This is a genomic window from Arthrobacter sp. Soil736 (assembly GCF_001428005.1).
GTDB lineage: Bacteria > Actinomycetota > Actinomycetes > Actinomycetales > Micrococcaceae > Arthrobacter.
This window is the reverse complement of sequence record NZ_LMSB01000016.1, coordinates 1-24,186: the sequence shown is the minus strand read 5'-3', so window position 1 is coordinate 24,186 and position 24,186 is coordinate 1. Positions and strand designations below refer to the sequence as shown.

The window sequence follows — 24,186 nt, the reverse complement described above, 5'->3', positions numbered from 1 at the left end:
ATAGAAGGACCCGCCGTCACTGACAGCGGGTCCTTCTGCCTGGACTGTGGTGTGGGTGCGGTTCAGCCTGCGGCGGGCTCGATGGCCGCTGCGGCGTCCCGGACCTTGACCATGGTCCGGAGGTTACGCGTTGTGGTCGAGGCCTTGTACTTCGGTTTGGCAGAGAGTTTGCTGAACGGGCTGTCCAGGGTCCCGCCTGCCGGGGCAAGCCAGGCCGACGCCTCCGGGCCCAGCCGGGTCTGCTCCACGCCGCCGAGCGACTCGCCGGCGGTGAAGAGCTCGTCCAGCGCGGCGGTGTCCGAAGCCAGCGTGATGTAGGTGTGCGTGGTCTTGTCGTCCGCCGGGTAGTGGCAGGCTTCCACGAGCTCCGCCACCCGGGACGCCGTCAGCACCACCACCCAGGCGTCGTAGCCGAAGGCCTCCCGCAGGCATGCCTCGAATTCCTTCTTGACCGCGGCCGGTTTCAGTTCGCTGGCCAGCACCACGTTGCCGCTGGCCAGGAGCGTCCTCACGTTGGCGAACGGCCGGGACTTCAGGGCCTCCTTGAGGTCCGCCATCTTGATGTTGATGCCGCCCACATTGATGCCGCGGAGGAACACTGCGTAGCTCGTCATCCGCCCAGACTACTGGCAGCGGAAACCCGCCGGGAGCCGACGCGGCCGGCGCCGGGAAGCGTCAGTCGTTGTTCTTGCGGAGTGCTTCCGTGAGGACGCGGGCGGCGTTGCAGACAACTTCGGCATGCAGCCGGCCAGGCTGCCGGGTGAGTCGCTCAATGGGCCCGGAAATGGACACCGCGGCGATCACCCGTCCGGAGGGTCCGCGCACGGGTGCAGAGACTGAGGCGACCCCCGGCTCACGTTCGCCGAGGCTCTGGCCCCAGCCCCGCCGTCGTACTCCGGCCAGGACGGTGGGCGTGAAGCGCGCGGCCTGCAGTCCTTCGAGGAGCCTGTCGTGGTCCTCCCAAGCAAGCAGCACCTGCGCGGCGGAACCGGCCTTCATGGAAAGCTGCGTACCCACCGGAATGGTGTCGCGGAGGCCGATCGGACGTTCCGCCGACGCGACGCAGACGCGCCAGTCACCCTGCCGGCGGAAGATCTGCGCGCTTTCGCCGGTGGCGTCGCGGAGTTGCATCAGCACCGGCCCCGCGGAAGCGATCAGCCTGTCCTCGCCGGCGGCGGACGCAAGCTCCACCAGGCGGCTGCCCAGCACAAAGCGCCCCTGGATGTCACGGCTCACGAGCCTGTGGTGGACAAGGGCCAGGGCAAGCCTGTGCACCGTGGGCCGTGCCAGTCCGGTGGCAGCCACCAGCTGCGCCAGGGTGGTGGGCCCGGCCTCGAGTGCATCCAGCACCTGGGCCGCTTTATCAATGACACCGACGCCACTAGAATTGTCCATGTAATGATATTGCCGTCTCAATATCTGAGATGCAAATCATTTGGCTGGCGTATTACAGGGCTCTGCTGTTTCAGTGGAAGTAACAGTCAACAGCAGTGAAGGGAGATGGTCATGGCGAACACATTGGCCGAGAAAGTCTGGGACGCGCACGTGGTGCGCAAAGGCGACGGCGACGGCGCCAACGCCCAGCCGGACCTTCTCTACATCGACCTCCACCTCGTCCACGAGGTAACGTCGCCGCAGGCCTTCGAGGGACTCCGCCTGGCCGGCCGCAAACTGCGCCGCCCGGACCTGACCATCGCCACCGAGGACCACAACACTCCGACGCTGGACATCGACAAGCCTATCGCCGATCTCACCAGCCGGACGCAGATTCAGACGCTGCGCAACAACTGCCAGGAGTTCGGGGTCCGCCTGCACTCCCTGGGCGACGCCGAACAGGGCATCGTGCACGTGGTGGGTCCGCAGCTCGGGCTCACCCAGCCGGGCATGACAGTGGTCTGCGGCGATTCACACACCTCCACGCACGGCGCGTTCGGCGCGCTCGCCATGGGCATCGGCACGTCCGAGGTGGAGCACGTCATGGCCACCCAGACGCTGTCCCTCAAGCCGTTCAAGACCATGGCCATCAACGTTGAAGGCACCCTCCGCCCCGGCGTCACGGCCAAGGACATCATCCTGGCAGTCATCGCCAAGATCGGCACCGGCGGCGGCCAGGGCTATGTCCTGGAGTACCGCGGCTCGGCCATCCGCGCCCTGTCGATGGAAGCCCGGATGACCATCTGCAACATGTCCATCGAGGCCGGCGCCCGCGCGGGCCTCGTAGCGCCGGACGAGACCACTTATGCATACATGAAGGGCCGTCCGCACGCGCCGGAGGGTGCGGAGTGGGATGCCGCCGTCGAGTACTGGAGCACGCTTCGCAGCGACGACGACGCCGTCTTTGATGCCCAGGTAGACCTCGACGCCAACACGCTGGAGCCGTTCGTCACGTGGGGCACCAACCCGGGCCAGGGCGTCTCGCTCTCCGACAAGGTGCCCTCGCCCAACGACTTCGGCGATGAGAACGCCAAGGCCGCTGCCGAGCGCGCCCTGCAGTACATGGGCCTGGAGGCCGGAACCCCCATGAAGGACATCCGGGTGGACACCGTCTTCCTGGGCTCCTGCACGAACTCCCGCATCGAGGACCTGCGGGCGGCGGCGGACGTCATCCGCGGCCGCGAGAAGGATCCCAAGGTCCGCATGCTGGTGGTGCCGGGCTCGGCCCGTGTCCGCCTTGAGGCAGAGGCCGAGGGCCTGGACCGCGTGTTCAAGGACTTTGGCGCGGAGTGGCGGTTCGCCGGATGCTCCATGTGCCTGGGCATGAACCCGGACCAGCTGGAGCCGGGGGAGCGCTGTGCCTCCACGTCCAACCGAAACTTCGAAGGGCGCCAGGGCAAGGGCGGACGCACCCACCTGGTGTCGCCGGTGGTGGCGGCCGCCACGGCCGTGCGCGGAACGCTGAGCTCGCCGTCGGACCTTGATCCTGCCCCGGAATCCGCAGCCCTTCAGACGACCGACGCAGCCTAGGAAGACTCCATGGAAAAGTTCACCACCCACACCGGAATCGGCGTCCCGCTGCGCCAGAGCAACGTCGACACGGACCAGATCATCCCCGCCGTGTACCTCAAGCGGATCACCCGCACCGGATTCGAGGACGCCCTGTTCTCGGCCTGGCGCAAGGACCCGTCCTTCATCCTGAACCAGGAACCGTTCAACGCCGGTTCCGTGCTGGTGGCCGGGCCGGACTTCGGCACGGGCTCCTCACGGGAGCACGCCGTCTGGGCGCTCAAGGACTACGGCTTCAAGACTGTGCTTTCGTCCCGGTTCGCGGACATTTTCCGCGGCAACTCGGGGAAGCAGGGGCTCCTGGCCGCCGAACTGGCCCAGGACGACATCGAGCTCATCTGGAAGACGCTGGAAAACGCGCCCGGCACCGAGGTGACGGTTGACCTCGTGTCCAAGACCGTGATCTGCGGCAACGTGGTAGCTCCGTTTGAGATCGACGACTACACGCGCTGGCGCCTGCTCGAGGGCCTCGACGACATCGGACTGACCCTCCAGCACGAGGAAGACATCACCGCGTACGAAGCCACCCGGCCGTCGTTCAAGCCCAAGACGCTGCCGGCCCGGCTGTCCTGACCGCCGGAGTTCCATTCAGGGGGCCCGCCGCAGCTACCTGCGGCGGGCCTTTTTGCTGCACCGGAAATCCGCACCGGCCTCCCGCCGGGCCGCGCCCGGTGCGTCCCGTATTTCGGTTCGGTAACGCAAGCTCATATGCTTAGCTGGAGCCTTTGTAAGGATTTGGGGGCGAGTAGTCGTGAGGAAACCGGTAAATGAGTAGTGTTCTGACAATCCGCGGAGGCGTCCCGCTAACTGGCCGTGTCAGCGTCCGCGGTGCCAAGAACCTGGTGCCCAAGGCAATGGTGGCCGCGCTGCTGGGCAACGAGCCCTCTGTGCTCCGGAACGTTCCGGAAATCAAGGACGTCGAGGTTGTCACCAGCCTGCTTCAGCTCCACGGCGTGACCGTGGTGAAGGATCCCGTGACCGGCGATCTGACCCTGGACCCGAAGGACGCCAAGACGGCGCCGAGCACGGCGATTGACGCCCACGCCGGTGACTCGCGCATCCCGATCCTGCTGTGCGGGCCCCTGATCCACGCCATTGGCGAAGCGTTCATTCCGGATCTCGGCGGCTGCAAAATCGGCGACCGTCCCATCGACTACCACCTGAACGTGCTGCGCCAGTTCGGCGCCGTCGTGGAAAAGCGGCCGGGCGGTATCCACATCTCGGCCCCCCGCGGCCTGCACGGGGCGAAAATCTCCCTTCCCTACCCGTCGGTGGGCGCAACGGAACAGGTCCTGCTCAGCGCAACCCGCGCGGAAGGCATCACGGAGCTCTCGGGGGCGGCCACCGAACCCGAGATCGTCGATCTCATCGCCGTGCTGCAGAAGATGGGCGCCATCATCAGCGTCCAGACGGACCGCACCATCCGCATCGAGGGAGTCCGCGACCTCGGCGGCTACAACCACCGGGCCCTCTCGGACCGCAACGAATCGGCGTCGTGGGCTTCCGCCGCCCTGGTGACCCGCGGCGACATCTTCGTCGAGGGCGCTTGCCAGCGGGACATGATGACCTTCCTGAACACCTTCCGCAAGGTGGGCGGCGGCATGGACATCGGCGACGACGGCATCCGGTTCTACCACCGCGGCGGCAAGCTTTCGCCGCTGGTGCTTGAAACGGACGTCCACCCCGGCTTCATGACCGACTGGCAGCAGCCGCTGGTGGTCGCACTGACGCAGGCAGAGGGCGTTTCGATCGTTCACGAGACGGTCTACGAGAACCGCTTCGGCTTCACGGACGCCCTCATCCGCATGGGCGCCAGCATCCAGGTCCACCGGGAGTGCCTGGGCAGCGTGCCGTGCCGCTTCGGCCAGCGGAATTTCCTGCACTCAGCCGTCATTTCCGGTCCGACGCAGCTCAAGGGCACGGACATCGACGTTCCGGACCTGCGTGGCGGCTTCAGCCACCTGATTGCCGCCCTGGCGGCCACCGGCACGTCGCGGGTGACGGGGATCGACATCATCAACCGCGGCTATGAGCGGTTCACCGAAAAGCTGGCAGGGCTCGGCGCCGACTTCGACATCACGTCGGCGAAGTAGCGGTGCCCCTGTGAAGGAATCGGCCAAGAGCCACATCACATTCGTGATTATTGCCGGCATTGCCCGGCCCCTGCTGAACCTGATGATGAACAAGAAGTGGGAAGGCACCGAAAAACTTCCCGCCGGCGGATTCATCGCCGCGCCCAACCACTGCACCGAGATTGATCCCCTGGTGGTCGGACACATGCTGTACAACCAGAAGCGTGCCCCGCATTTCCTGGCGAAGGCCGGCCTTTTCAAGGTGCCCGTGCTCGGCAGGCTGTTGCACGCCGTCAAGCAGATTCCGGTGGAACGCTCGACGGCGGGTGCGAACCGCTCGCTGCAGCTCGCCAAGGAGATCGTGGCCGAGGGCGGCGCCATCGTCATTTACCCGGAGGGCACGCTGACCCGGGATCCGGGCCTTTGGCCCATGAAGGGCCACACCGGCGCCGCCCGGCTGGCGCTTGAAGGCGGGATCCCGGTGGTGCCCATGGCCCATTGGGGCGCCCACGAGGTCTTCCCCCGGTACGCCAAGAGGTTCCACCTGTTTCCAAGGAAAACGTCCCGAATCCTGATCGGCGATCCCGTGGATCTGTCCCGCTTCGAGGGCCGTCCCCGGGACAAGGCCACCCTCATGGAGGCGACCGAGGTGATCATGGTCGCCGTCACCGGCCTGCTGGCCGAACTCCGCGCAGAGCAGCCGCCGGCCCAGCGCTGGGACCCGGCTGCCCATAACCAGAAGAAGCACGGCCGCGATGTTGAGCGGGGCGGCAAGTGACGCCAGTGCAGAGCGGGTCGGGCTCCGCGGTGTCCGTGGCGGTGCTCGGCGCTGGTTCATGGGGCACCACTTTCGCCAAGATCCTGGCCGACGCCGCCACGGCCTCGGGCGTCGAGCGGCGCATCAGGCTCTGGGGCCGGCGGGCCGAAGTCGTGGAGCAAATCAACCTGCACCACCGCAACCCCCAGTACCTGGCCGACGTCGAACTTCCGCCCAGCATCACCGCGTCCACTGACGTCGCTGAGGTACTGACCGGAGCCGACCTCGTGGTCCTCGCTGTTCCCGCGCAGTCGCTGCGCCTGCAGCTGCGGGAATGGAAGCCCTTCCTGGAGCCCGATGCCCTGGTGGTGTCCCTCATGAAGGGCCTCGAGCTCAGCACCGACGCCCGCATGAGCGAAGTGATCTGCGAGGAACTGGACATCCCCGCCGGCCGCATCGCCGTGGTGTCCGGGCCCAACCTGGCCATGGAAATCGCACGGGAAGAGCCCACCGCTTCGGTGGTGGCCTGCCCTGATTCCGCGGTGGCCGGCTGGATCGCGAGGAGCTGCACGGCCCCGTATTTCCGCCCCTACACCACCACCGACATTGTGGGCGTTGAAATCGGCGGGGTCGTCAAGAACGTCATTGCCCTGGCCGTCGGAATCTGCGAGGGAAAGCAGATGGGCGACAACACCAAAGCTTCGGTGATCACCAGGGGACTCGCCGAGACCTCGCGCCTGGCCCTCGCCCTGGGCGGTTCAGCCCACACCATGGCTGGCCTCGCCGGGCTGGGAGACCTCGTGGCCACGTGCTCGTCGCCGCTGTCCCGGAACCACACCGCCGGCCGCCTGCTCGGCCAGGGCCTCACCCTGGACGAAGTGGCCGAAAAAATGACCCAGACGGCCGAAGGTATCAAGTCAGGGCAGGCAGTTCACGAACTTGCCGGTAAGCTCGGCGTCGAGATGCCCATCACGGCGGCCGTCGTCGCCGTTTTGGCCGGAAAATTGTCCGTTGACCAACTGGGGCCGCTGCTGCTGGCCCGGGAACTTAAATCCGAAGGCGATTACTAACAGTGTCGGAAGAAAACTTGACCGCAGCGGACAAGCCAACCCAGAGCAAGCCCCGAGTCGCCGTCCTCTTCGGCGGGCGTTCGAGCGAGCACGCGGTCAGTTGCGTCACCGCGGCCGGTGTGCTGGGCGCCATCGACCGGAACAAATACGACGTGATTCCCATCGGGATTGCCAAGTCCGGCCAGTGGGTCCTCGCGGCCGGGGACACCGGGCAATGGTCGCTGTCCTCATCCTTGCTGCCCGAAGTTGCGCCGTCGTCCCAGACGGTGACCCTGGCGCAGATCGGCGGGGAACACCAGCTGATCGTGGCGTCCCCCAACGAGGTTCCCCAGGAACTGGGCACCGTTGACGTCGTCTTCCCGCTGCTTCACGGCCCGTTCGGCGAGGACGGCACCATCCAGGGCCTGCTGGAGCTGTCCGATACCCGCTACGTGGGTGCCGGAGTCCTGGCGTCGGCCGTGGGCATGGACAAGCACTTCATGAAGGTGGTCTTCGAGGCTGCTGGACTGCGCGTGGGGCCGTACATTGCGGTCACGGACCGGCAGTGGCGCAACGATCCGGAGTCGGTGCGCAAGCGCGTGGATCTGCTCGGGTTCCCGGTGTTCGTCAAGCCTGCGCGCGCGGGATCGTCCATGGGCATCTCCAAAGTGGACTCCCTCGAGGACCTTGACGCCGCGATCGAAGCTGCCCGGGAGCACGACCCCAAGCTCGTGATCGAGGCCGGCATCGTGGGCCGGGAGATCGAGTGCGCGGTGCTGGAGGGCCGCGGCTCAGACGCGCCGCGGACGTCGCTGCCCGGCGAAATCTCCGTGGCCGAAGGCGAACACGAATTCTACGATTTCAACGCCAAGTACGTGGATGACGCAGCCGCCCTCAGCTGCCCCGCGGACATGCCGGACGAGGCGATTGCCAGGGTCCGCGAGCTTGCCGCGGTGGCGTTCGACGCCGTCGGAGCCGAGGGCCTGAGCCGGGTGGACTTCTTCTACACGGCCGACGGCGCGCTGATCATCAACGAGATCAACACGATGCCCGGGTTCACGCCGAAGAGCATGTACCCGCAGATGTGGGCGGCGTCAGGGCTGAGCTACGCGGAACTGATCGACGAACTGATCCACCTGGCCCTGAACCGGAAGACCGGCCTCCGCTAGAAGTGCGCTGGTCGAGGCCCGGGGTCTGCTGGTCGAGCCTGTCGAGACCTACTTGCTCGTGGGCAGGTCCCGGAGATCTTCCTGGCCCACGCAGTTGCGGCTTGCCTTGATCTTGGCTGCCGCCGCGGATAGGTCGGCCAGCACCGTGGCCGAGCTGATCTTGTCCGGATCCATCAGGATCTCGGTGGCGGGCTCCCGGCCGAATGTGGTCAAGGTCCACACCGGATTGCCCTCTTTGATGACCCAGTCCACATCGTTGACGCTGACGCACCGGTCCGTTGTGGGCCCGGGGACGTTGACGCCGCAGCGCAGGATCACCTTGGAGGGATCGCCCCATGCGGCCGTTGCCTGGCTGTTGGTCTTGCGCAGGCCGGCGTCGCCAATGGCGTCCGGCAGCGCCACCATCATGGGGGCGCACGCGGGGTTCGCGGCATCCGCGGCAGGGGGAACGTCGACGGCGGAGGCGCAGCCGCCCAGCGCAAGTCCCGTGAGGGCCACCGCGGCCGCTACCTTCAGCCGACGGACAGGGGCGGGGGTGCGGACGCGGTGCATACATTAAGCCTATCGCTCCGACGGCAGGGCATCTGACAGTCCCAAACCCAGCCCCGGCGCCTCCGGGAAACGCCATCCGGGAAACAATGTCGGTCCGTGGCGGTAGCGTAGTGGCGTGCCCCAATCACCACCGACTGTCGCCGAACTGTCCGAAGCCGAGCTTCTGGCCCGGATCTTCCCGCGCCTGGAACTGAACGCCCTGCACAGCGCCGCCGTGCTCCTCGGGCCGGGCGATGACGCCGCCATCGTTGCCGTGCCCGACGGCCGGACAGTCATCAGCATCGACACCCAGGTGCAGGACCAGGATTTCCGGCTTCAGTGGAACAACGGCTACCGCACCACCGGCTATGACGTGGGCTGGAAGGCGGCAGCCCAGAACCTCAGCGACATCAATGCCATGGGCGGGTCCGCAACCTCCCTGGTGGTCAGCCTGACCATGCCCGCCGACACCCCCGTGGACTGGGTCGAGGACCTGGCGGACGGACTCGCCGCCGCCATCGGCAAACTCGGTGCCGGGGCATGTTCCGTTGCGGGAGGCGATCTTGGCCGCGGCGGCGAGCTGTCCGTCACCGTCGCAGTCCTGGGGACGCTCAGCGGCGGGCAGCCGGTGCTCAGGTCAGGGGCGCGGGCCGGGGACACCCTGGCCATCGCCGGCCGGGCGGGCTCGGCCGCGGCCGGGCTGGCCCTGCTGGAGTCGGAGCATCCGGTGGGCTCCCTGACGCCGGAACTGCGCTCGCTCCTGGACCTGCAATGCCGTCCCGAGCCGCCGCTGGATGCTGGCCCCCTTGCCCGGACATCCGGCGCCACCGCCATGATGGACATCTCCGACGGCCTCGTGCGCGACGGCACCAGGCTCGCTCTGGCCAGCAACGTGGTGCTGGACCTTGACCCCAAGGCGCTGAAACTGCTGGCCGCGCCCCTGCAGCCGGCCGCCGGCATCCTGAACGCGGACCCGCTGGCGTGGGTGCTTGGCGGCGGCGAGGACCATGGCCTGCTCGCCACTTTCCCCGCCGGCGTTCAGCTGCCCCCGGGGTTCGCTGGGATAGGCTCAGTACAGGCCTGCAGTTCAAATGAAGCGGCAGGCGTGACAATCGCGGGCCGGCCCGCTGACTCCGTGGGATGGGATCACTTTGCAGATTAAGATTGCCGCGAACGCGCAAGCGATGAAGCGGTGGTTGGGCAAGGCCGAGACCGCCCTGGGCAACCACAGCGACCGCCTCAATGCGATCAACATCTTCCCGGTCGCCGACGGCGACACTGGCACCAACCTCTACCTCACGGTCAGGGCGGCCGCACGTTCGCTCCAGGACGCCGCGCCGGTCCCCGCCCGGATTCAGAATCCCGCCCAGATGCAGGACCCCGCCCGGACGCCTGACCTGCGCCAGGCCCCGGACCCGGCGCAGAACGACGTCGGCGCCGTCCTGGCCAAGGCCGGGCAGGCCGCCATGGAGCAGGCCAGGGGAAACTCGGGAACCCTGTTCTCCGTGTTCCTGTGTGCGGCCGCCGAACCGCTGTCCGGGCACACCCGACTCACGTCAACGACTCTCGCCGCCGCGCTCAACCGGGCACAGATCCGGGCCTGGTCGGCGCTCAGCGATCCTGTTCCCGGCACCATGCTCTCGGTCATGGAGGCGGCCGCGCGGGCTGCCGCCGCCGTCGACGCCGGCCAGAACGGCAATGACAGCAACTACGCGCTCGGCCTGGCCCTGGACGCCGCGGTCGAAGCAGCGCTTGTGGCCGTGGTCCGCACCGAAGCGCAGCTGGACGCCCTGCAGGCCGCACACGTCGTGGACGCCGGCGGCGTTGGCATGCTGCTGATCCTCGACTGCCTGCGGTCCGCGGTGCTGGGCGTGGAGCTCCAGAGCGAACTCCTGGACGGCCTGCACGGCTACGATCTGCAGGACCCGCATATCCACGCGGACATGCCGGACGACGACGGCGTGGAGGTCATGTGCACCATCAGCCTGTCGCCGCTCGATGCCGCCACCCTCAGGCAGCGCCTGGATGAACTCGGTGATTCCGTGATCATGAGCCAGGTGGGCCCCTCCCCGGACGCGGACGGCCGGTACCGCTGGCGCGTGCACGTCCACGTCCTGGATTCGGGGCCGGCGCTGGAGACGATCAGTTCACTCGGAGATCCGGCGGACGTGTCGGTCAGCGAACTGGCGCTTCCGCGGGACCCCAATCCGGTGGAGGCTGATGCCGGGAGCCGCGAGGGACGATGAACACGGAGCTGGAACTCGGCCTGGAGCGCCGGATAGGCAAGCGCTCCGCGGCCGTCGTCGAAAAACATCTGGGCATCATCACCGTTGGCGGCCTGCTCAACTACTTTCCGCGCCGCTACCTGAGCCGGGGGGAGCTCACGCCGATCAGCGAGGTCCCGCTGGACGAGGAAGTGACGCTGATTGCGCGCGTCATTTCCAACAGCACGCGGCAGATGCGGGCCCGGCGCGGATCGATCACCGACGTCGTGATTTCCGACGACGCCGGCGCCCACGCGGGCGGTCCGCGGCAGCCGGGCTCGGCCCTGCCCGGAACCCTCAAGATCAGTTTCTTCAACGGCTTCCGGGCCAAGGCTGAGCTCCAGCCGGGCCGCCGGGCGATGTTTTCCGGCAAGGTCACCCGCTTCGCGGGATCGCTCGGCCTGACCAACCCTGATTTCCTGCTGCTGGACGAGGACCCGGACACCCCCGGCATGGACCCGGAAAAGCTCGCGGCCATGCCCATCCCCGTGTATCCGGCAACCGCCAAACTCACCAGCTGGTCCATCCAGAAGGTCATTTCCACCCTTCTGGACACCGTGGACCTGGACGCCCTGCAGGACCCGCTGCCCGCGGACATCTCGGCCCGCGAGAGGTTCCTGCCGATGCCCGAGGCCTACCGCCTGATCCACGCGCCGCAGACACCCGGGGACTGGCGCAAGGCCAGGGACCGGTTCCGCTACCAGGAGGCGCTGGTCCTGCAGTCCGCCCTGGCGCGCCGCCGCGCCCTGCTGGCCGCGGAGGAAGCAACCGCCCGGCGTCCCGTGCCCGACGGACTCCTGGCCGCCTTCGACCGCCAGCTGCCGTTCACGCTGACCGCAGGGCAGGCCGCCGTGGGCAAGACGCTTTCCGACGAACTGTCCCAGGACGGACCCATGAACCGGCTGCTGCAGGGCGAGGTGGGCTCGGGGAAGACCATCGTGGCGCTCCGCGCTATGCTGCAGGTTGTCGACGCGGGGGGACAGGCGGCCCTCCTGGCGCCCACGGAAGTCCTCGCCGCACAGCACTTCGACTCCATCCGGCGGACGCTCGGCACGCTGGCCCGGGACGGACTGCTGGGCGGCTTCGGCGACCACACCGTCCAGGTCAGCCTGCTCACCGGTTCCATGCCCACGGCGGCACGCAAGCAGGCACTGCTGGACGCCGCGTCAGGAACTGCCGGGATTGTCATCGGCACGCACGCCCTGCTGAGCGATAACGTTTCCTTTTATGACCTCGGCCTGATTGTGGTGGACGAGCAGCATCGCTTCGGCGTGGAGCAGCGCGATGTCCTGCGATCCAAGGCCAGCAGGCCGCCGCACCTGCTGGTCATGACGGCCACCCCCATCCCCAGGACCGTGGCCATGACCGTTTTCGGCGACCTCGAAACCTCCGTGCTGGACGAACTGCCGGCCGGCAGGGCACCCATCACCACCCACGTCGTGGGCCTCGCGGAAAATCCTGCCTGGGCCGGACGGATCTGGTCCCGGTCACGGGAAGAGATCGACGCCGGGCATCAGGTGTACGTCGTGTGCCCGAAGATCGGGACGGACGACGACGGCGATTTCAGTCCCGGCGAAGCGGAGCCAGCCCCCGGGGAACTGGAGGGGGACGGCCCCGGGCGCGAACTGGCGTCGGTGACCGCCGTCGTCGAACACCTCAGGGAGGAGCCTTCGCTGGACGGGATTCCGCTGGCCCCGCTCCACGGGCGGCAGGATCCTGCGCTGAAATCCGAGACCATGGCATCGTTCACGGCCAACAAGACCAAGCTGCTGGTCTCCACCACGGTGATCGAGGTGGGCGTGGACGTACACAACGCCACGCTGATGGTCATCCTGGACGCGGACCGGTTCGGCATTTCGCAGCTCCATCAGCTCCGTGGCCGCGTGGGCCGCGGAGGCCTGCCGGGCACGTGCCTGCTGGTGACGACGCTTGAGCCCGGCCACCCGAGCCGCCGCAGGCTGGACGCCGTCGCCGCCACCACCGACGGCTTCGAACTGTCCCAGGAGGACCTGAAGCTGCGCCGCGAAGGCGACATCCTCGGCGCCTCGCAGTCGGGCGGCCGGTCCACGCTGAAGCTGCTCAGGGTCCTGGAACATGAGGACATCATTGCCCGCGCCCGGCAGGATGCCCAGGAGATCGTGGCCGGCGACCCGTCGCTGCTGGACCACCCGGCCCTTGCCGAGGCCATCGACGACTACCTGAACCCCGAGAAGGAGGCGTTCCTTGAACGCGGCTAGAACCATGGACGTCCCGGCGGATCGCATCGGAAATCGGGTTACCGCATGACCCGGATCGTGGCCGGTGCTGCCGGGGGAACGCCGCTTGTCAGCGTGCCCGGGTCCCTGACGCGACCCACGACGGACCGCGTCAAAGAGGCCCTGTTTTCCCGGCTGGACGCGTTCAATGTCCTGTCCGGCTCGCGCGCGCTGGACCTCTACGCCGGTTCCGGGTCGCTCGGCGTGGAGAGCGCCAGCCGGGGCGCGGCCGCCGTCGACCTCGTGGAATTCGATGCCAAAGCCAGCGCCGTCTGCCAGCGGAACGCGGACCTGATCAACGGCGTGCTGGGGCGGAAGACCGTCACCGTGCACCGTTCCCGGGTTGAGTCCTTCCTCGACCGGATAGCTGAAGAAACCCTTTGGGATGTGGTGTTCCTGGACCCGCCCTACCCCCTGGACCAGCCGGCGCTCGCCGCGGTCCTGGGCAAGCTGGCCCCGCACCTCGCGGCCGGTGCCGTGGTTGTGGTGGAGCGGTCCTCGCGGTCACATGAGCCGGAGTGGCCGGCGGGACTGGAACGGTTTGCGGACAAGAAGTACGGCGAGACCAGGCTGTGGTTCGCCGAACCGGCCAGCGGGCAGCAGGTCAACGTCGGACCCGTGCCGGAGGACTGAGCCCGTCCCAAGGCTGAGCCGTCCTCAGGCCCGTCAGGCCGACAACTGATCCAGTTCGACCCCCGCCAGCACCTTGGCAGGGTGCGGTCCGCGTGCCGCCAGTGCTGCGGTCCATTCGGCCGGCCACGGCTTCCGGGTGCCGGCCAGGATGATGTTCCCCGGGTACCGGCCCGTGAACATGCCGGCTTCGGCGAAGGCCGCGACGTCCGTCATGGCGCGCCGCAGGGCCGCCACCTGGCTGCGGACCAGTGTCAGGCCCGGCTCGTCACCCACGTTCACGATCAGCACGCCCCGTTCCGTCAGCAGGGCCGCGGCCTCCTCGTAGAACTCGGTGCAGGCAAGGTGCTCCGGAGCCTCGGGGCCGGAGAAGATATCGAGGATGACGACGTCGAAACGGAGGTCCGCGGGCAGCTCGGCCAGCGCGCCGCGGGCGTCGCCGATGATCGTGTGCAGCCGCGTTCCCTCGGGCAGCGGCAGCTGCTCCAGCACAAAGTCCAGCAGTTCACGCTCCAGCTCCACGGCGTACTGCAGCGAACCCGGGCGGGTCGCCTGGATGTACCGGGCCAGGGTCAGGGCACCCGCCCCGAGGTGCAGGGCGGTGACCGGCTCACCCCAGGGGGCAGCCAGGTCCACCATGTGGCCGATCCGGCGGAGGTACTCGTAGAAGATGTCCGATGGGTCGGCCAGATCGACGTGCGACTGTTCCGCCCCGCCGATGCTGAGCACGAAGCCGCCCTCGGTGTAGGTGTCCGGTTCTATGACTGCATGCTGGCCCGTGGTCCGCAGGAATCGTGACGCTGAGGAGCCCTCAGCCACCGTCAGAGCCTGTCCCGGAGCGTGGCCAGCCGGGACGCCGCTTCTTCAAGGACCTCGGTTCTCTTGCAGAAGGCAAACCGCAGCAGGCTCCGCGTCCTTTCCGCGCCCTCGGGGTGGCAGAAAACGGGTACGGGGATGGCAGCCACGCCCACCAGGGCCGGCAGGCGCCGGGCGAGCTCCACGGAATCCAGGATCCCCAGCGGCGAGGTGTCTACGTTGACGAAGTACGTGCCCTTCGGCGTGAACACGTCCAGCCCTGCCGCGCGGAGGCCGTCGCTGAGGATGTCCCGCTTCTTCTCCAGTGTGGCGGAGATGCCGTCATAGAAAGCATCGGGCAGCGCGAGGCCGGTGGCGATCGCACTCTGGAAGGGGGTGCCGGAACTGTAGGTGAGGAACTGCTTCACGGTCCGGACGGCGGACACCAGCTGCTCGGGTCCGCTCAGCCAGCCGACCTTCCAGCCGGTGAAGGAGAACGTCTTGCCGGCCGAGGAGATGGTGATGGTCCGGTCCGCCGCTCCCGGCAGAGTGGCCACCGGGACGTGGCTCACGCCGAAGGTGAGGTGCTCATAAACTTCGTCGGTGATGATGAGCGCGTCATGCTTTCGCGCCAGGTCGACGACGCGCTGGAGGACTTCCCGGGGAAACACGGCACCGGTGGGGTTGTGCGGATTGTTCAGCAGCACCACCTTGGTGCGGGCGCTGAAGGCGGCCTCGAGGGCCACCGGATCGGGAAGGAAATCAGGCGCCAGCAGCGGCGCCGTGACGTGGGTGGCCCCGGACAGTCCGATGATGGCGCCGTACGAGTCGTAGAACGGCTCAAAGGTCAGGACTTCGTCGCCGGGGCCGACGAACGCCATCAGGGAGGCTGCGATCGCTTCGGTGGCACCCGTGGTGACGATGATTTCCGTGTCGGGATCCGGCTCGAGGCCGTAGAACCGGCTCTGGTGCGCGGAGATGGCCTTGCGCAGTTCCGGGATGCCCTTGCCCGGAGCGTACTGGTTTGAACCTTGGGCGATGGCGGCCTGGGCCGCTGCCTTGATTTCCGCCGGACCGTCCTCGTCCGGGAACCCCTGGCCGAGATTGATGGCGCCGGTCCGGACCGCCAGCGTGGTCATCTCTTCGAAGATCGTGACGCCCAGGGTTCCGTCGGCCGCCAGGAGGTTGGCGCCGGTGGCCGCACGCTGCCAGGGCGCCGGAAGTGTCTCTGTCATTGCTTTCCTGCCTGTCCGTTCAGCCCCGCTGTCAGGTGCGGCTGATGCATCAAGTCATGGTATCCCGGCCGCCAGATACGGTAGGTTCGGAGCATGAGACGCGCCGTATGCCCAGGCTCCTTCGACCCCATCCACAACGGACACCTCGAGGTCATCGCCAGAGCCGCGAGCCTCTTTGATGAAGTCATCGTTGCCGTGTCAACGAACTACGCCAAGAAGTACCGTTTTCCGCTGGAGGAACGGATTGAGATGGCCAAGGAGACGCTGGCCTCGCTGCGCGGGATCGTGGTGGAGCCGGTCGGCGAAGGGCTCCTGGCCGAGTACTGCCGGCAGCGAGGGGTGTCCGCCATCGTCAAGGGGCTCCGGTCGTCGTCGGACTTTGACTATGAACTGCCCATGGCCACCATGAACCGCCAGCTCAGTGGCGTCGAGACGGTGTTCCTGCCGGCGGAGGCGCACTACCTCCATTTGTCCTCCACGCTGATCAAGGAAGTGGCCAGCCTGGGCGGGAGCGTGTCCGAGTACGTGCCAAGGTCGGTCCTGAAACGCCTTGTCGCGGGCCCGCCTGCGCCCGGCCAGCCGCCAAGAGGGTAGGCTTATGCGGTACATTCCGGCCCCGGCCGGTTGGACGGTGATTCTCCCGCCTGTCGGGGGACGCGTCCGGTTTGAGTCCGCCAAGGAGTTCAGGCTAAGATAATACGTCGGTCATATGTTCAACAGGAGTTCTCATTAAACGAGATGCAAGTTCACCCTTGATGCTTGATGTCAAGGACCTCGGACGCAGTCCGGGGAGCATGCGTACGCTGACGGAACATGTACCCGCGCCGGAAGATCTTGGCGTGGCGCTCATTGGCGTTCAGAAGGGCTCGGATATCGAACTCGACCTGAGGCTTGAGGCCGTACACGAAGGAATTCTGGTATCAGGAACCGCAATCGCCGAAGTAACCGGTGAATGCGGCCGATGCCTGGATCCCCTTGCGTATGACCTTGAGGTCAATGTGCAAGAACTTTTCTTCTACGAAGGCGCCTTGCCTTCCGACGAGGAAGACGATGAAGAGCAACGTCGAGTCGAGCACGATCTGATCGATCTTGAGCCGGTGTTGCGGGACGCAGTTGTCACCATGCTGCCGTTCCAGCCGGTGTGCCGGGAAGACTGCCAGGGCCTGTGTTCCGAATGTGGAGCGCGTCTGGAAGACGAGCCGGGGCACCACCACGAGGTCGTAGATCCTCGCTGGGCCGCCCTAGCTGATCTGGCTAAGCCTGACCGGCAAAATTGATTTGTAAGTGTTTTTCTAGAGAGAAATGAGTTAGCCGTGGCTGTTCCCAAGCGGAAAATGTCTCGCTCGAATACCCGCGCCCGCCGCTCCCAGTGGAAGGCGACTGCCCCCCACCTGGTGAAGACCATTGAGAACGGCCAGGTTACTTACAGCCTGCCGCACCAGGCAAAGGTCGTCACCGACTCGGCTGGCACTGCGCTGTTCCTTGAGTACAAGGGCCGCAAGGTCGCGGACGTCTAATCGGCCTACAAGCTGACTAGGATGTCTTCAACTGAAGAGCTTCTGAAGCGTCTCGGTGTCTCAATTGACGCCGGGACGCTTCGTCTTGCTCTGACACACCGTTCCTATGCCTACGAAAACGGCGGCATACCCACCAACGAACGCCTCGAGTTCCTCGGCGACTCCATTCTGGGGTTTTCCGTTACCGACGCGCTGTACCGTGACAATCCCTCGCTCCCCGAAGGGGACCTGGCCAAGCGCCGGTCCGCCGTCGTGAGCACCCGGGCACTTGCCGGCATCGGACGCAGCCTCGGTATCGGCGACTACATCTACCTCGGCCAGGGCGAGAAGCTCACCGAGGGCAAGAACAAGGCCTCAATCCTGGCTGACACCATGGAGGCGCTCATCGGGGCGACGTACGTCTCCAACGACATCGAGACCGCACGCCAGCTCGTCATGCGCCTGATCGGACCGCTCCTCAAGGATGCAGCCGCGCTCGGCGCCGGCACTGACTGGAAGACGAGCATCCAGGAGCTGGCGGCCGGCCGCCAGCTTGGCACCATCTACTACGCGGTGGAAGGCTCCGGCCCGGACCACGCGCGGACCTTCGTCGCGGAACTGCAGATCGGCGGGACGCCGTACGGCACGGGCTCCGGCCACTCCAAGAAGGAAGCCGAGCAGGAAGCGGCCGCCGACGCCTGGCGCAAGCTTTCCGGCATGGACACCGCCGCGGAGCCGCCGGAATCCGCCGCCGGGAGCTAGGCGACCGGTGCCTGAACTTCCCGAGGTCGAGGTGGTCCGCCGCGGCCTGGTGAGCTGGGTCCGCGGCCGGACCATCACCGGCGTCGAGGTCCTGGATCCGAGGTCCATCCGGCGCCATGCCCTGGGACCCGAGGATTTCGCCGGGAACCTTGAAGGCGCAAAAGTCCTTGACGTGGTCCGCCGGGGCAAATTCCTGTGGATGCCCCTGCAGGAGGACGGCAAGGCCGGCGGTACACCCCGCACGGAAACGGCCGGCACTGCGCCCGGCCTTCCCGCCGTGGCGCTGATGGCCCACCTTGGCATGAGTGGCCAGCTGCTGATGCAGGACGACGCCGTCCCGGATGAAAAACACCTGAAGGTCCGCCTCCGGCTGAGTCCGCGCGACGGCATGCCCGCGCAATTGAGGTTCGTTGACCAGAGGATCTTCGGCGGCCTGTTCGTCACCTCGCTGATCCCCACGGACGACGGCGGCCCCGGCGGACTGGCCGAGGAACCGCTGCCGGTCATCGCCGAGGAAGCGTCCCACATTGCACGCGACCCCCTCGACCCCTTCTTTTCCTTCGAAGACTTCTACCGCAGGCTCCGGAACCGGAAGACCGGCCTCAAACGCGCATTGCTGGACCAGGGCCTGGTCTCCGGAATCGGCAATATCTACGCCGACGAGGCACTGTGGCGGGCCAGGCTTCACTACGCCCGTCCCACTGACACGCTGCGCCGGGCGGATGCCATGCGCGTTCTCGAAGCGGCCCGCGAGGTGATGGTCGATGCCCTTGATGCCGGCGGCACCAGCTTCGACTCGCTCTACGTGAACGTCAATGGCGCGTCGGGCTACTTCGACCGGTCCCTCAATGCCTACGGCAGGGAGGGGGAGGAATGCCGGCGCTGCGCCGCAGCAGGAATTGTCAGCCTGATGAAGCGCGAGCAGTTCATGAACCGGTCCTCCTACACCTGCCCCGTGTGCCAGCCGCGCCCCCGGAACGGCCGCTGGTGACCATTGCCACCGGCCCTTCCGGGCCGTAAATCCGGGGATCCGGGCCGCGTGGCAGTAGATTTAGGGCAGCACAAGCAGCCGCTGCCGCCACTCAGGAGATCCGAAAAACCTTGCACCTCAAAAGTCTGACCGTCCGTGGCTTCAAGTCGTTTGCATCCGCAACGACCTTCGACTTTGAGCCCGGAGTCACCGCTGTGGTGGGCCCCAACGGCTCGGGCAAGTCAAACGTGGTGGACGCCCTGGCCTGGGTCATGGGGGAGCAGGGTGCCAAGACCCTGCGCGGCGGAAAGATGGAAGACGTCATTTTCGCCGGAACCTCCGGCCGGCCGCCGCTGGGCCGGGCGCACGTCTCGCTCACCATCGACAACACTGACGGCGCACTTCCCATCGAATACAGCGAAGTCACGATCTCCCGCACGCTGTTCCGGACCGGCGGCTCGGAATACGCCATCAACGGGGCCGGCTGCCGCCTGCTGGACATCCAGGAGCTGCTCTCCGATTCTGGCCTGGGACGCGAGATGCATGTCATTGTGGGCCAGGGCCAGCTGGACAAGGTCCTGCATGCCACGCCCGAGGACAGGCGGGGCTTCATCGAGGAAGCCGCCGGCATCCTCAAGCACCGGCGCCGCAAGGAGAAGACCGTCCGCAAGCTGGAGGCCATGCAGGCCAACCTTCAGCGGCTCAGCGACCTCACGGGTGAAATCAGGCGGCAGCTGACGCCGCTGGGCAAGCAGGCGGAGGTTGCCCGGCGCGCCCAGACCGTCCAGTTCGAGGTCCGGGACGCCCGGGCCAGGCTGCTGGCCGATGACCTCGTCCAGCTGCGGACCACCCTCGCCCAGGACGTCGCCGACGAATCCGCGCTCAAGGCACGCCGCGCCGTCGTGGAGCAGGACCTGGAGGCAGGCCGGCAGCGCCAGGCCGTGCTGGAGCGGCTCGCGGCGGAAGCGACGCCCCGCCTCAATGCCGCCCGGGACACGTGGTATCAGCTCTCCGCAGGCCGGGAGCGGCTGCGCTCGCTAGGATCACTGGCCCAGGAACGCTGCCGCCTGCTGGGCTCGGCGGACGCGGCGCCGGATCCCGGCCGCGACCCCGAGCAGCTGGAAAAGCAGGCCGCCCGTGTCCGGGACGAGCAGGCGGAGCTCGAACGGGACATCGTCAACCGGCGCAGTGCCCTCGAGGCGGCCACGGCCGCGAAAACCGAAGCGGAAAACGCCGCAGCCGCGGAAGAGAAGCGCCTCACGGCAACGCTGCGCGCGGCGGCAGACCGTCGTGAAGGCCTGGCCAGGCTGGCCGGCCAGGTGGGCGCGGCGAGGTCACGCGTGGAATCGGCGCAGGCTGAAGTCGGTAGGCTCCGCGAATCGCTGGCCGCCGGCGATGAGCGGCGGCGCCGGGCACAGGGCGAGTTCACGGCGCTTGAATCCCAGGTTGCGGGCGTCGAAGACGGCGAGGAGTCCCTCGACGCGGAGTACGAGGACGCCAGCGCCGCACTGGATGGCGTCCTCGCCGAGATCGAATCGCTCCGGAGCTCGGAGCGGGAAGCCGTGCGTGAACGCGACGCCCTCAAGGCCCGGCGCGACGCCCTGCAGCTCGGCCTCAACCGCAAGGACGGCTCCGAGCATGCCCTCGGGGCAGGGCTGCCGGGCATCGTGGGATCGCTGGCCACGACCCTGACCGTGGAAGCCGGGTATGAGGCAGCCGTGGCCGCTGCCCTCGGCAGCGCCTCGGACGCGGTGGTCGTGCAGGACGGCGAAACGGCTGCGGCACTGGTGCGGCTGCTTAAGGACGACGACGCCGGCCGGGCCACGCTCCTGCTCGAATCGCCGCCGGGCGCATACTCCGCTGGTGACCGGACCGCGGACCGCGGGACGTTGCCGGCAGGTGCCCGCTGGGCCGCGGACCTGGTCGACGCCGCCGGTGCTTCTGCGGCGGCGGTGCAAAACCTGCTCGCGGCGACCGCCGTCGTCGGGGACCTGGACGCGGCGGCGGGCCTGATCGGCGGGCGGCCGGACCTCACAGCCGTCACGCATGCGGGTGACGTGTTCACGTCACTGACTGTCACCGGCGGTTCCGCCAAGGCGCCGTCGCTGCTTGAGGTGCAGGCCGCCGTCGACGACGCCGGGTCACGGCTGGAGGCCGTCACGGCCGCACTGGAGCAAAGCCGCTTTGCGCTCGCCGCCGCGGAGGCCCGGCGTGCCGAGGCGCAGGACCGGGCGGACGCCGCACTGGAAAGGCTGCACGAATCCGACGCGCGGCTCGCGGCAGTGGCCGAACGGCTGGGACACCTGAACTCCGTCCTGCGCAGCGCCGTGGGGGAGAGCGAACGGCTGGCCGCGTCCCTGGCGCGGGCCGAGGACAACATCGTGGCGGAGCAGGAAGCCCTGGCCGGGATCGCCGCCCGGCTGGCGGCGGCCCAGGAGGCGCCGGCCGAGGAAGAGCCGTCCACCGAACACCGTGACGCACTGGCGCTCGCCGCGTCCCTGGCCCGGTCCGCCGAGATGGACGCCCGGCTGTCTTTGCGCAGCGGCGAAGAGCAGCTGGCGGCAATCCGCAACAGGGCGTCGTCCCTGGAATGGGCGGCGGCTTCGGAACGCCGGGCCCGGCAGGAGGCAGCCGAGCGGGCCCGCCGTCGACGGATCCAGGCCCGCCGGGCGGCAGCCGTGTCCGCAGCCGTGGAGCAGATCATCCGGTTCAGCGACGTCTCCGTCGAACTCGCCGGACACGAGCGTGACCTCGCCGAGCAGAACAGGGAACAGCGGGACCGCGAGCTGGCAGCCGTCCGCACGGCCAACGACGCCCTGGCCCGGGAACTGGCCGAACTGACGGATTTCGTGCACCGCGACGAGCTGGCGCGGGCCCAGCAGAGGCTCCGGATAGAGGCGCTGGAGACGAAGTCGGTGGAGGAGCTCGGGCTCACCGCGGACCAGCTGGTGGCGGACTACGGGCCGGACCAGCCGGTGCCCGTGCCGCCGGACGCGTCCGCGGACAAGTGGGCGGCACTGAGGGCGCCGGTTGATGACGACGGCAAGCCCATCGGGGAAGGCAGGCCCTTTGTCCGCGCGGAGCAGGAAAAGCGGCTCCGCAAAGCGGAACGCGACCTGTCATCCCTGGGGAAGGTCAACCCCCTGGCGCTGGAGGAGTTCGCGGCGCTGGAGGAGAGGCACCAGTTCCTGAGCACGCAGCTGGAAGACCTCAAAGCCAGCCGCAGGGACCTGCTGGACATCATCAAGGAAGTCGACGACCGCGTGCAGAAGGTCTTCGCGGAAGCCTTCGCCGACACCTCGGCCCAGTTCGTGCGCGTCTTCGCCAGGCTGTTTCCCGGCGGCGAAGGCAGGCTCGTCCTGACCGACCCCGGCGACATGCTGACCACCGGCATCGAGGTCGAAGCCAGGCCCGCCGGGAAGAAAATCAAGCGGCTGTCACTGCTCTCCGGAGGCGAACGTTCCCTGACCGCGGTGGCGTTGCTCGTGGCGATCTTCAAGGCCCGGCCCTCGCCGTTCTATGTCATGGACGAGGTCGAGGCTGCGCTCGATGACACCAACCTGGGCCGGCTCATTACGATCTTTGAAGAACTCCGCGAGTCCAGCCAGCTGATCGTGATCACCCACCAGAAGCGGACCATGGAAGTGGCGGACGCGCTTTACGGCGTGACCATGAGGGGCGACGGCGTCTCCACCGTCATCAGCCAGCGCCTGGGAGCCGAAGTCTAGGCAGCAGGCGTTGTCCGCACCGCCCGCGGCTGTTGTGAGAAGCTAGGGGAGTGAACGACATCCTCCCTATTCTTCTGCCCATTCTTGCTGCCCTGGCGATCATCGGCGGCCTGGTTCCGGTACTGATGAAGGTCCGGAAGTCCGGAACCAAATACTCCGGAACCCGGGACGCCAACGATCCGGCGGCGCCGCTCGGCGGCGGAGGGACCCTCCTTGAGGACCGCCCGGCGGCGCCTGCCGAGCGCAAGGCGCCGGACGCCGTCGACCTTGAAGGCTTCGAAGGCCTCGAAGCCGAGGTCCCCGACGACGTCGCCGGCCTGGAAACCATAGCGGTGGAGACGCCGCTGCCCGTGGCGGGACGCCTCACCCGGCTGCGGGAGCGCCTGGTCAAGTCGAACAACGTGCTCGGCAAGGGGCTGCTGGCGCTGCTCTCCAGCGACAAGATTGACGAGAACGTCTGGGATGAGGTGGAGGAGACGCTGCTTCTCGCCGACCTCGGCACCGAACCCACCATGCAGCTGGTCGATGCCCTGCGCGAGCGCGTGAAGGTGCTGGGCACGCGCGATCCCGAGCACGTGAAGGCCCTGCTCCGTGAGGAACTCATCAAGCTCGTGGACCCGGACATGGACCGGAGCCTGCGGATCGAACGGCACGACGGCAAGCCGGCCGTGATGATGATCGTGGGCGTCAACGGAGTTGGCAAGACAACCACCGTGGGCAAGCTGGCCCGGGTACTTGTCGCCGAGGACAAGGACGTTCTGCTCGGTGCCGCCGACACCTTCCGGGCCGCGGCCTCGGAACAGCTGGCGACATGGGGCCAGCGCGTGGGGGTCCCCACCGTGAAGTCCGATATCCACGGCGCGGATCCGGCGTCCGTCGCGTATGAGGCGGTCAAGGCGGGCATCGACCAGGAGGTCGACGTCGTCATGATCGACACCGCCGGACGCCTGCAGAACAAGGTTGGACTCATGGATGAGCTCAGCAAGGTCAAGCGCGTCATCGAAAAGCTGGCGGAGGTTGACGAGGTCCTCCTCGTCCTGGACGCCACGACGGGCCAGAACGGCCTGAACCAGGCTCGCGTCTTCTCCGAAGTGGTCAACATCACCGGCATCGTCCTGACCAAGCTGGACGGGACCGCCAAAGGCGGCATCGTCGTCGCCATCCAGAAGTCCCTCGGCGTGCCGGTGAAGCTCATCGGACTCGGCGAGGGCGCTGACGACCTCGCCCCGTTCGAGGCCGAAGGCTTCGTCGACGCCCTGCTGAACTAGGCGCCCCACCAGCGCCACCCAGCTCCTCCTCCAGCCCGACTCCGCCGCCAGCCCACCCAACTAGGTAGCAGCTCGCGCCGTTTTCAGCCCTGAGAACGGCGCGTGCTGCTACCTAGCGGTCAGGCGTCGCTGCCGCGCCGTGGCAGGAGAAAGTTCGTTGTCGTCTCGCCATTGGTTCTGGCGGGCGGTTGTGGCTGGGCGG

The 24,186-nt window shown here is 67.6% G+C and carries 22 protein-coding genes; 17 read left to right on the top strand and 5 right to left on the bottom strand.

The window, feature by feature from the left end; all coding sequences use genetic code 11:
• Positions 1 to 62 precede the first annotated feature (62 nt).
• Together ASG92_RS11420 and ASG92_RS11415 are read right to left on the bottom strand one after the other, a co-directional pair.
• Positions 63 to 614, bottom strand: coding sequence for a DUF1697 domain-containing protein (locus tag ASG92_RS11420; RefSeq protein ID WP_056628094.1), 552 nt, complete (start codon positions 612 to 614; stop codon positions 63 to 65).
• A gap of 61 nt (positions 615 to 675) precedes the next feature.
• A complete protein-coding gene (locus tag ASG92_RS11415) occupies positions 676 to 1,395 on the bottom strand; it encodes an IclR family transcriptional regulator (RefSeq protein WP_056628093.1) in 720 nt (239 codons plus the stop codon).
• A 111-nt stretch (positions 1,396 to 1,506) separates the two neighbouring features.
• Between ASG92_RS11415 and leuC the strand changes: the two genes are divergently transcribed.
• From leuC to ASG92_RS11385, 6 genes are all read left to right on the top strand, one after another.
• Entirely contained in the window at positions 1,507 to 2,964 is a 1,458-nt protein-coding gene (gene leuC, locus ASG92_RS11410) for a 3-isopropylmalate dehydratase large subunit (protein WP_056628196.1), read from the top strand.
• A gap of 9 nt (positions 2,965 to 2,973) precedes the next feature.
• Positions 2,974 to 3,576 (top strand): 3-isopropylmalate dehydratase small subunit, encoded by a 603-nt coding sequence (gene leuD, locus ASG92_RS11405; protein WP_056628090.1) that lies wholly within the window; start codon positions 2,974 to 2,976, stop codon positions 3,574 to 3,576.
• 194 nt (positions 3,577 to 3,770) lie between these two features.
• Complete coding sequence (gene murA, locus ASG92_RS11400; RefSeq protein ID WP_056628087.1) at positions 3,771 to 5,096, top strand: UDP-N-acetylglucosamine 1-carboxyvinyltransferase; 1,326 nt, start codon at positions 3,771 to 3,773, stop codon at positions 5,094 to 5,096.
• Positions 5,097 to 5,106: 10 nt separating this feature from the next.
• Complete coding sequence (locus ASG92_RS11395; RefSeq protein WP_056628082.1) at positions 5,107 to 5,853, top strand: lysophospholipid acyltransferase family protein; 747 nt, start codon at positions 5,107 to 5,109, stop codon at positions 5,851 to 5,853.
• On the top strand, positions 5,850 to 6,902 hold the full coding sequence (locus ASG92_RS11390; protein ID WP_056628081.1) for an NAD(P)H-dependent glycerol-3-phosphate dehydrogenase: 1,053 nt from the start codon (positions 5,850 to 5,852) through the stop codon (positions 6,900 to 6,902). The genes ASG92_RS11395 and ASG92_RS11390 overlap by 4 nt, the downstream gene beginning before the upstream one ends.
• 2 nt (positions 6,903 to 6,904) lie before the next feature.
• Entirely contained in the window at positions 6,905 to 8,050 is a 1,146-nt protein-coding gene (locus tag ASG92_RS11385; RefSeq protein ID WP_056628079.1) for a D-alanine--D-alanine ligase family protein, read from the top strand.
• Positions 8,051 to 8,098: 48 nt separating this feature from the next.
• On the opposite strand, the gene ASG92_RS11380 is transcribed toward ASG92_RS11385, so the two are convergent.
• A complete protein-coding gene (locus ASG92_RS11380) occupies positions 8,099 to 8,602 on the bottom strand; it encodes a DUF3515 family protein (protein ID WP_056628077.1) in 504 nt (167 codons plus the stop codon).
• 115 nt (positions 8,603 to 8,717) lie between these two features.
• On the opposite strand from ASG92_RS11380, the gene ASG92_RS11375 reads away from it, so the two are divergent.
• From ASG92_RS11375 to rsmD, 4 genes are read left to right on the top strand one after another with little or no spacing between them, the layout of a single operon-like run.
• On the top strand, positions 8,718 to 9,743 hold the full coding sequence (locus ASG92_RS11375; RefSeq protein WP_056628075.1) for a thiamine-phosphate kinase: 1,026 nt from the start codon (positions 8,718 to 8,720) through the stop codon (positions 9,741 to 9,743).
• Positions 9,744 to 9,765: 22 nt separating this feature from the next.
• Entirely contained in the window at positions 9,766 to 10,827 is a 1,062-nt protein-coding gene (locus tag ASG92_RS11370) for a DAK2 domain-containing protein (protein WP_056628073.1), read from the top strand.
• Positions 10,824 to 13,082, top strand: a complete 2,259-nt coding sequence (locus tag ASG92_RS11365; RefSeq protein WP_056628071.1) for an ATP-dependent DNA helicase RecG — start codon at positions 10,824 to 10,826, stop codon at positions 13,080 to 13,082. The genes ASG92_RS11370 and ASG92_RS11365 overlap by 4 nt, the downstream gene beginning before the upstream one ends.
• A gap of 45 nt (positions 13,083 to 13,127) precedes the next feature.
• Positions 13,128 to 13,733, top strand: coding sequence for a 16S rRNA (guanine(966)-N(2))-methyltransferase RsmD (gene rsmD / locus ASG92_RS11360; RefSeq protein ID WP_056628069.1), 606 nt, complete (start codon positions 13,128 to 13,130; stop codon positions 13,731 to 13,733).
• Between the two features lie 33 nt (positions 13,734 to 13,766).
• Here rsmD and ASG92_RS11355 read toward each other — a convergent pair whose 3' ends face one another.
• Entirely contained in the window at positions 13,767 to 14,549 is a 783-nt protein-coding gene (locus ASG92_RS11355; RefSeq protein ID WP_200951950.1) for a fused MFS/spermidine synthase, read from the bottom strand.
• Between the two features lie 2 nt (positions 14,550 to 14,551).
• Complete coding sequence (locus tag ASG92_RS11350; RefSeq protein ID WP_056628066.1) at positions 14,552 to 15,760, bottom strand: aminotransferase class I/II-fold pyridoxal phosphate-dependent enzyme; 1,209 nt, start codon at positions 15,758 to 15,760, stop codon at positions 14,552 to 14,554.
• 93 nt (positions 15,761 to 15,853) lie between these two features.
• Between ASG92_RS11350 and coaD the strand changes: the two genes are divergently transcribed.
• The 7 genes from coaD (at position 15,854) to ftsY (ending at position 23,984) form a co-directional block, all read left to right on the top strand.
• Positions 15,854 to 16,354, top strand: coding sequence for a pantetheine-phosphate adenylyltransferase (gene coaD, locus ASG92_RS11345; protein ID WP_056628065.1), 501 nt, complete (start codon positions 15,854 to 15,856; stop codon positions 16,352 to 16,354).
• Positions 16,355 to 16,512: 158 nt separating this feature from the next.
• On the top strand, positions 16,513 to 17,037 hold the full coding sequence (locus tag ASG92_RS27295; protein WP_157372188.1) for a YceD family protein: 525 nt from the start codon (positions 16,513 to 16,515) through the stop codon (positions 17,035 to 17,037).
• Between the two features lie 36 nt (positions 17,038 to 17,073).
• Positions 17,074 to 17,277, top strand: a complete 204-nt coding sequence (rpmF, locus tag ASG92_RS11335) for a 50S ribosomal protein L32 (protein WP_003806041.1) — start codon at positions 17,074 to 17,076, stop codon at positions 17,275 to 17,277.
• A 21-nt stretch (positions 17,278 to 17,298) separates the two neighbouring features.
• Positions 17,299 to 18,018 (top strand): ribonuclease III, encoded by a 720-nt coding sequence (gene rnc, locus ASG92_RS11330; RefSeq protein WP_056628061.1) that lies wholly within the window; start codon positions 17,299 to 17,301, stop codon positions 18,016 to 18,018.
• A gap of 7 nt (positions 18,019 to 18,025) precedes the next feature.
• Entirely contained in the window at positions 18,026 to 19,009 is a 984-nt protein-coding gene (gene mutM / locus ASG92_RS11325) for a bifunctional DNA-formamidopyrimidine glycosylase/DNA-(apurinic or apyrimidinic site) lyase (protein ID WP_056628059.1), read from the top strand.
• Positions 19,010 to 19,119: 110 nt separating this feature from the next.
• On the top strand, positions 19,120 to 22,716 hold the full coding sequence (gene smc, locus ASG92_RS11320; RefSeq protein ID WP_200951949.1) for a chromosome segregation protein SMC: 3,597 nt from the start codon (positions 19,120 to 19,122) through the stop codon (positions 22,714 to 22,716).
• 50 nt (positions 22,717 to 22,766) lie between these two features.
• Positions 22,767 to 23,984, top strand: a complete 1,218-nt coding sequence (gene ftsY, locus ASG92_RS11315; RefSeq protein WP_056628057.1) for a signal recognition particle-docking protein FtsY — start codon at positions 22,767 to 22,769, stop codon at positions 23,982 to 23,984.
• The last annotated feature ends 202 nt before the right edge of the window (positions 23,985 to 24,186 follow it).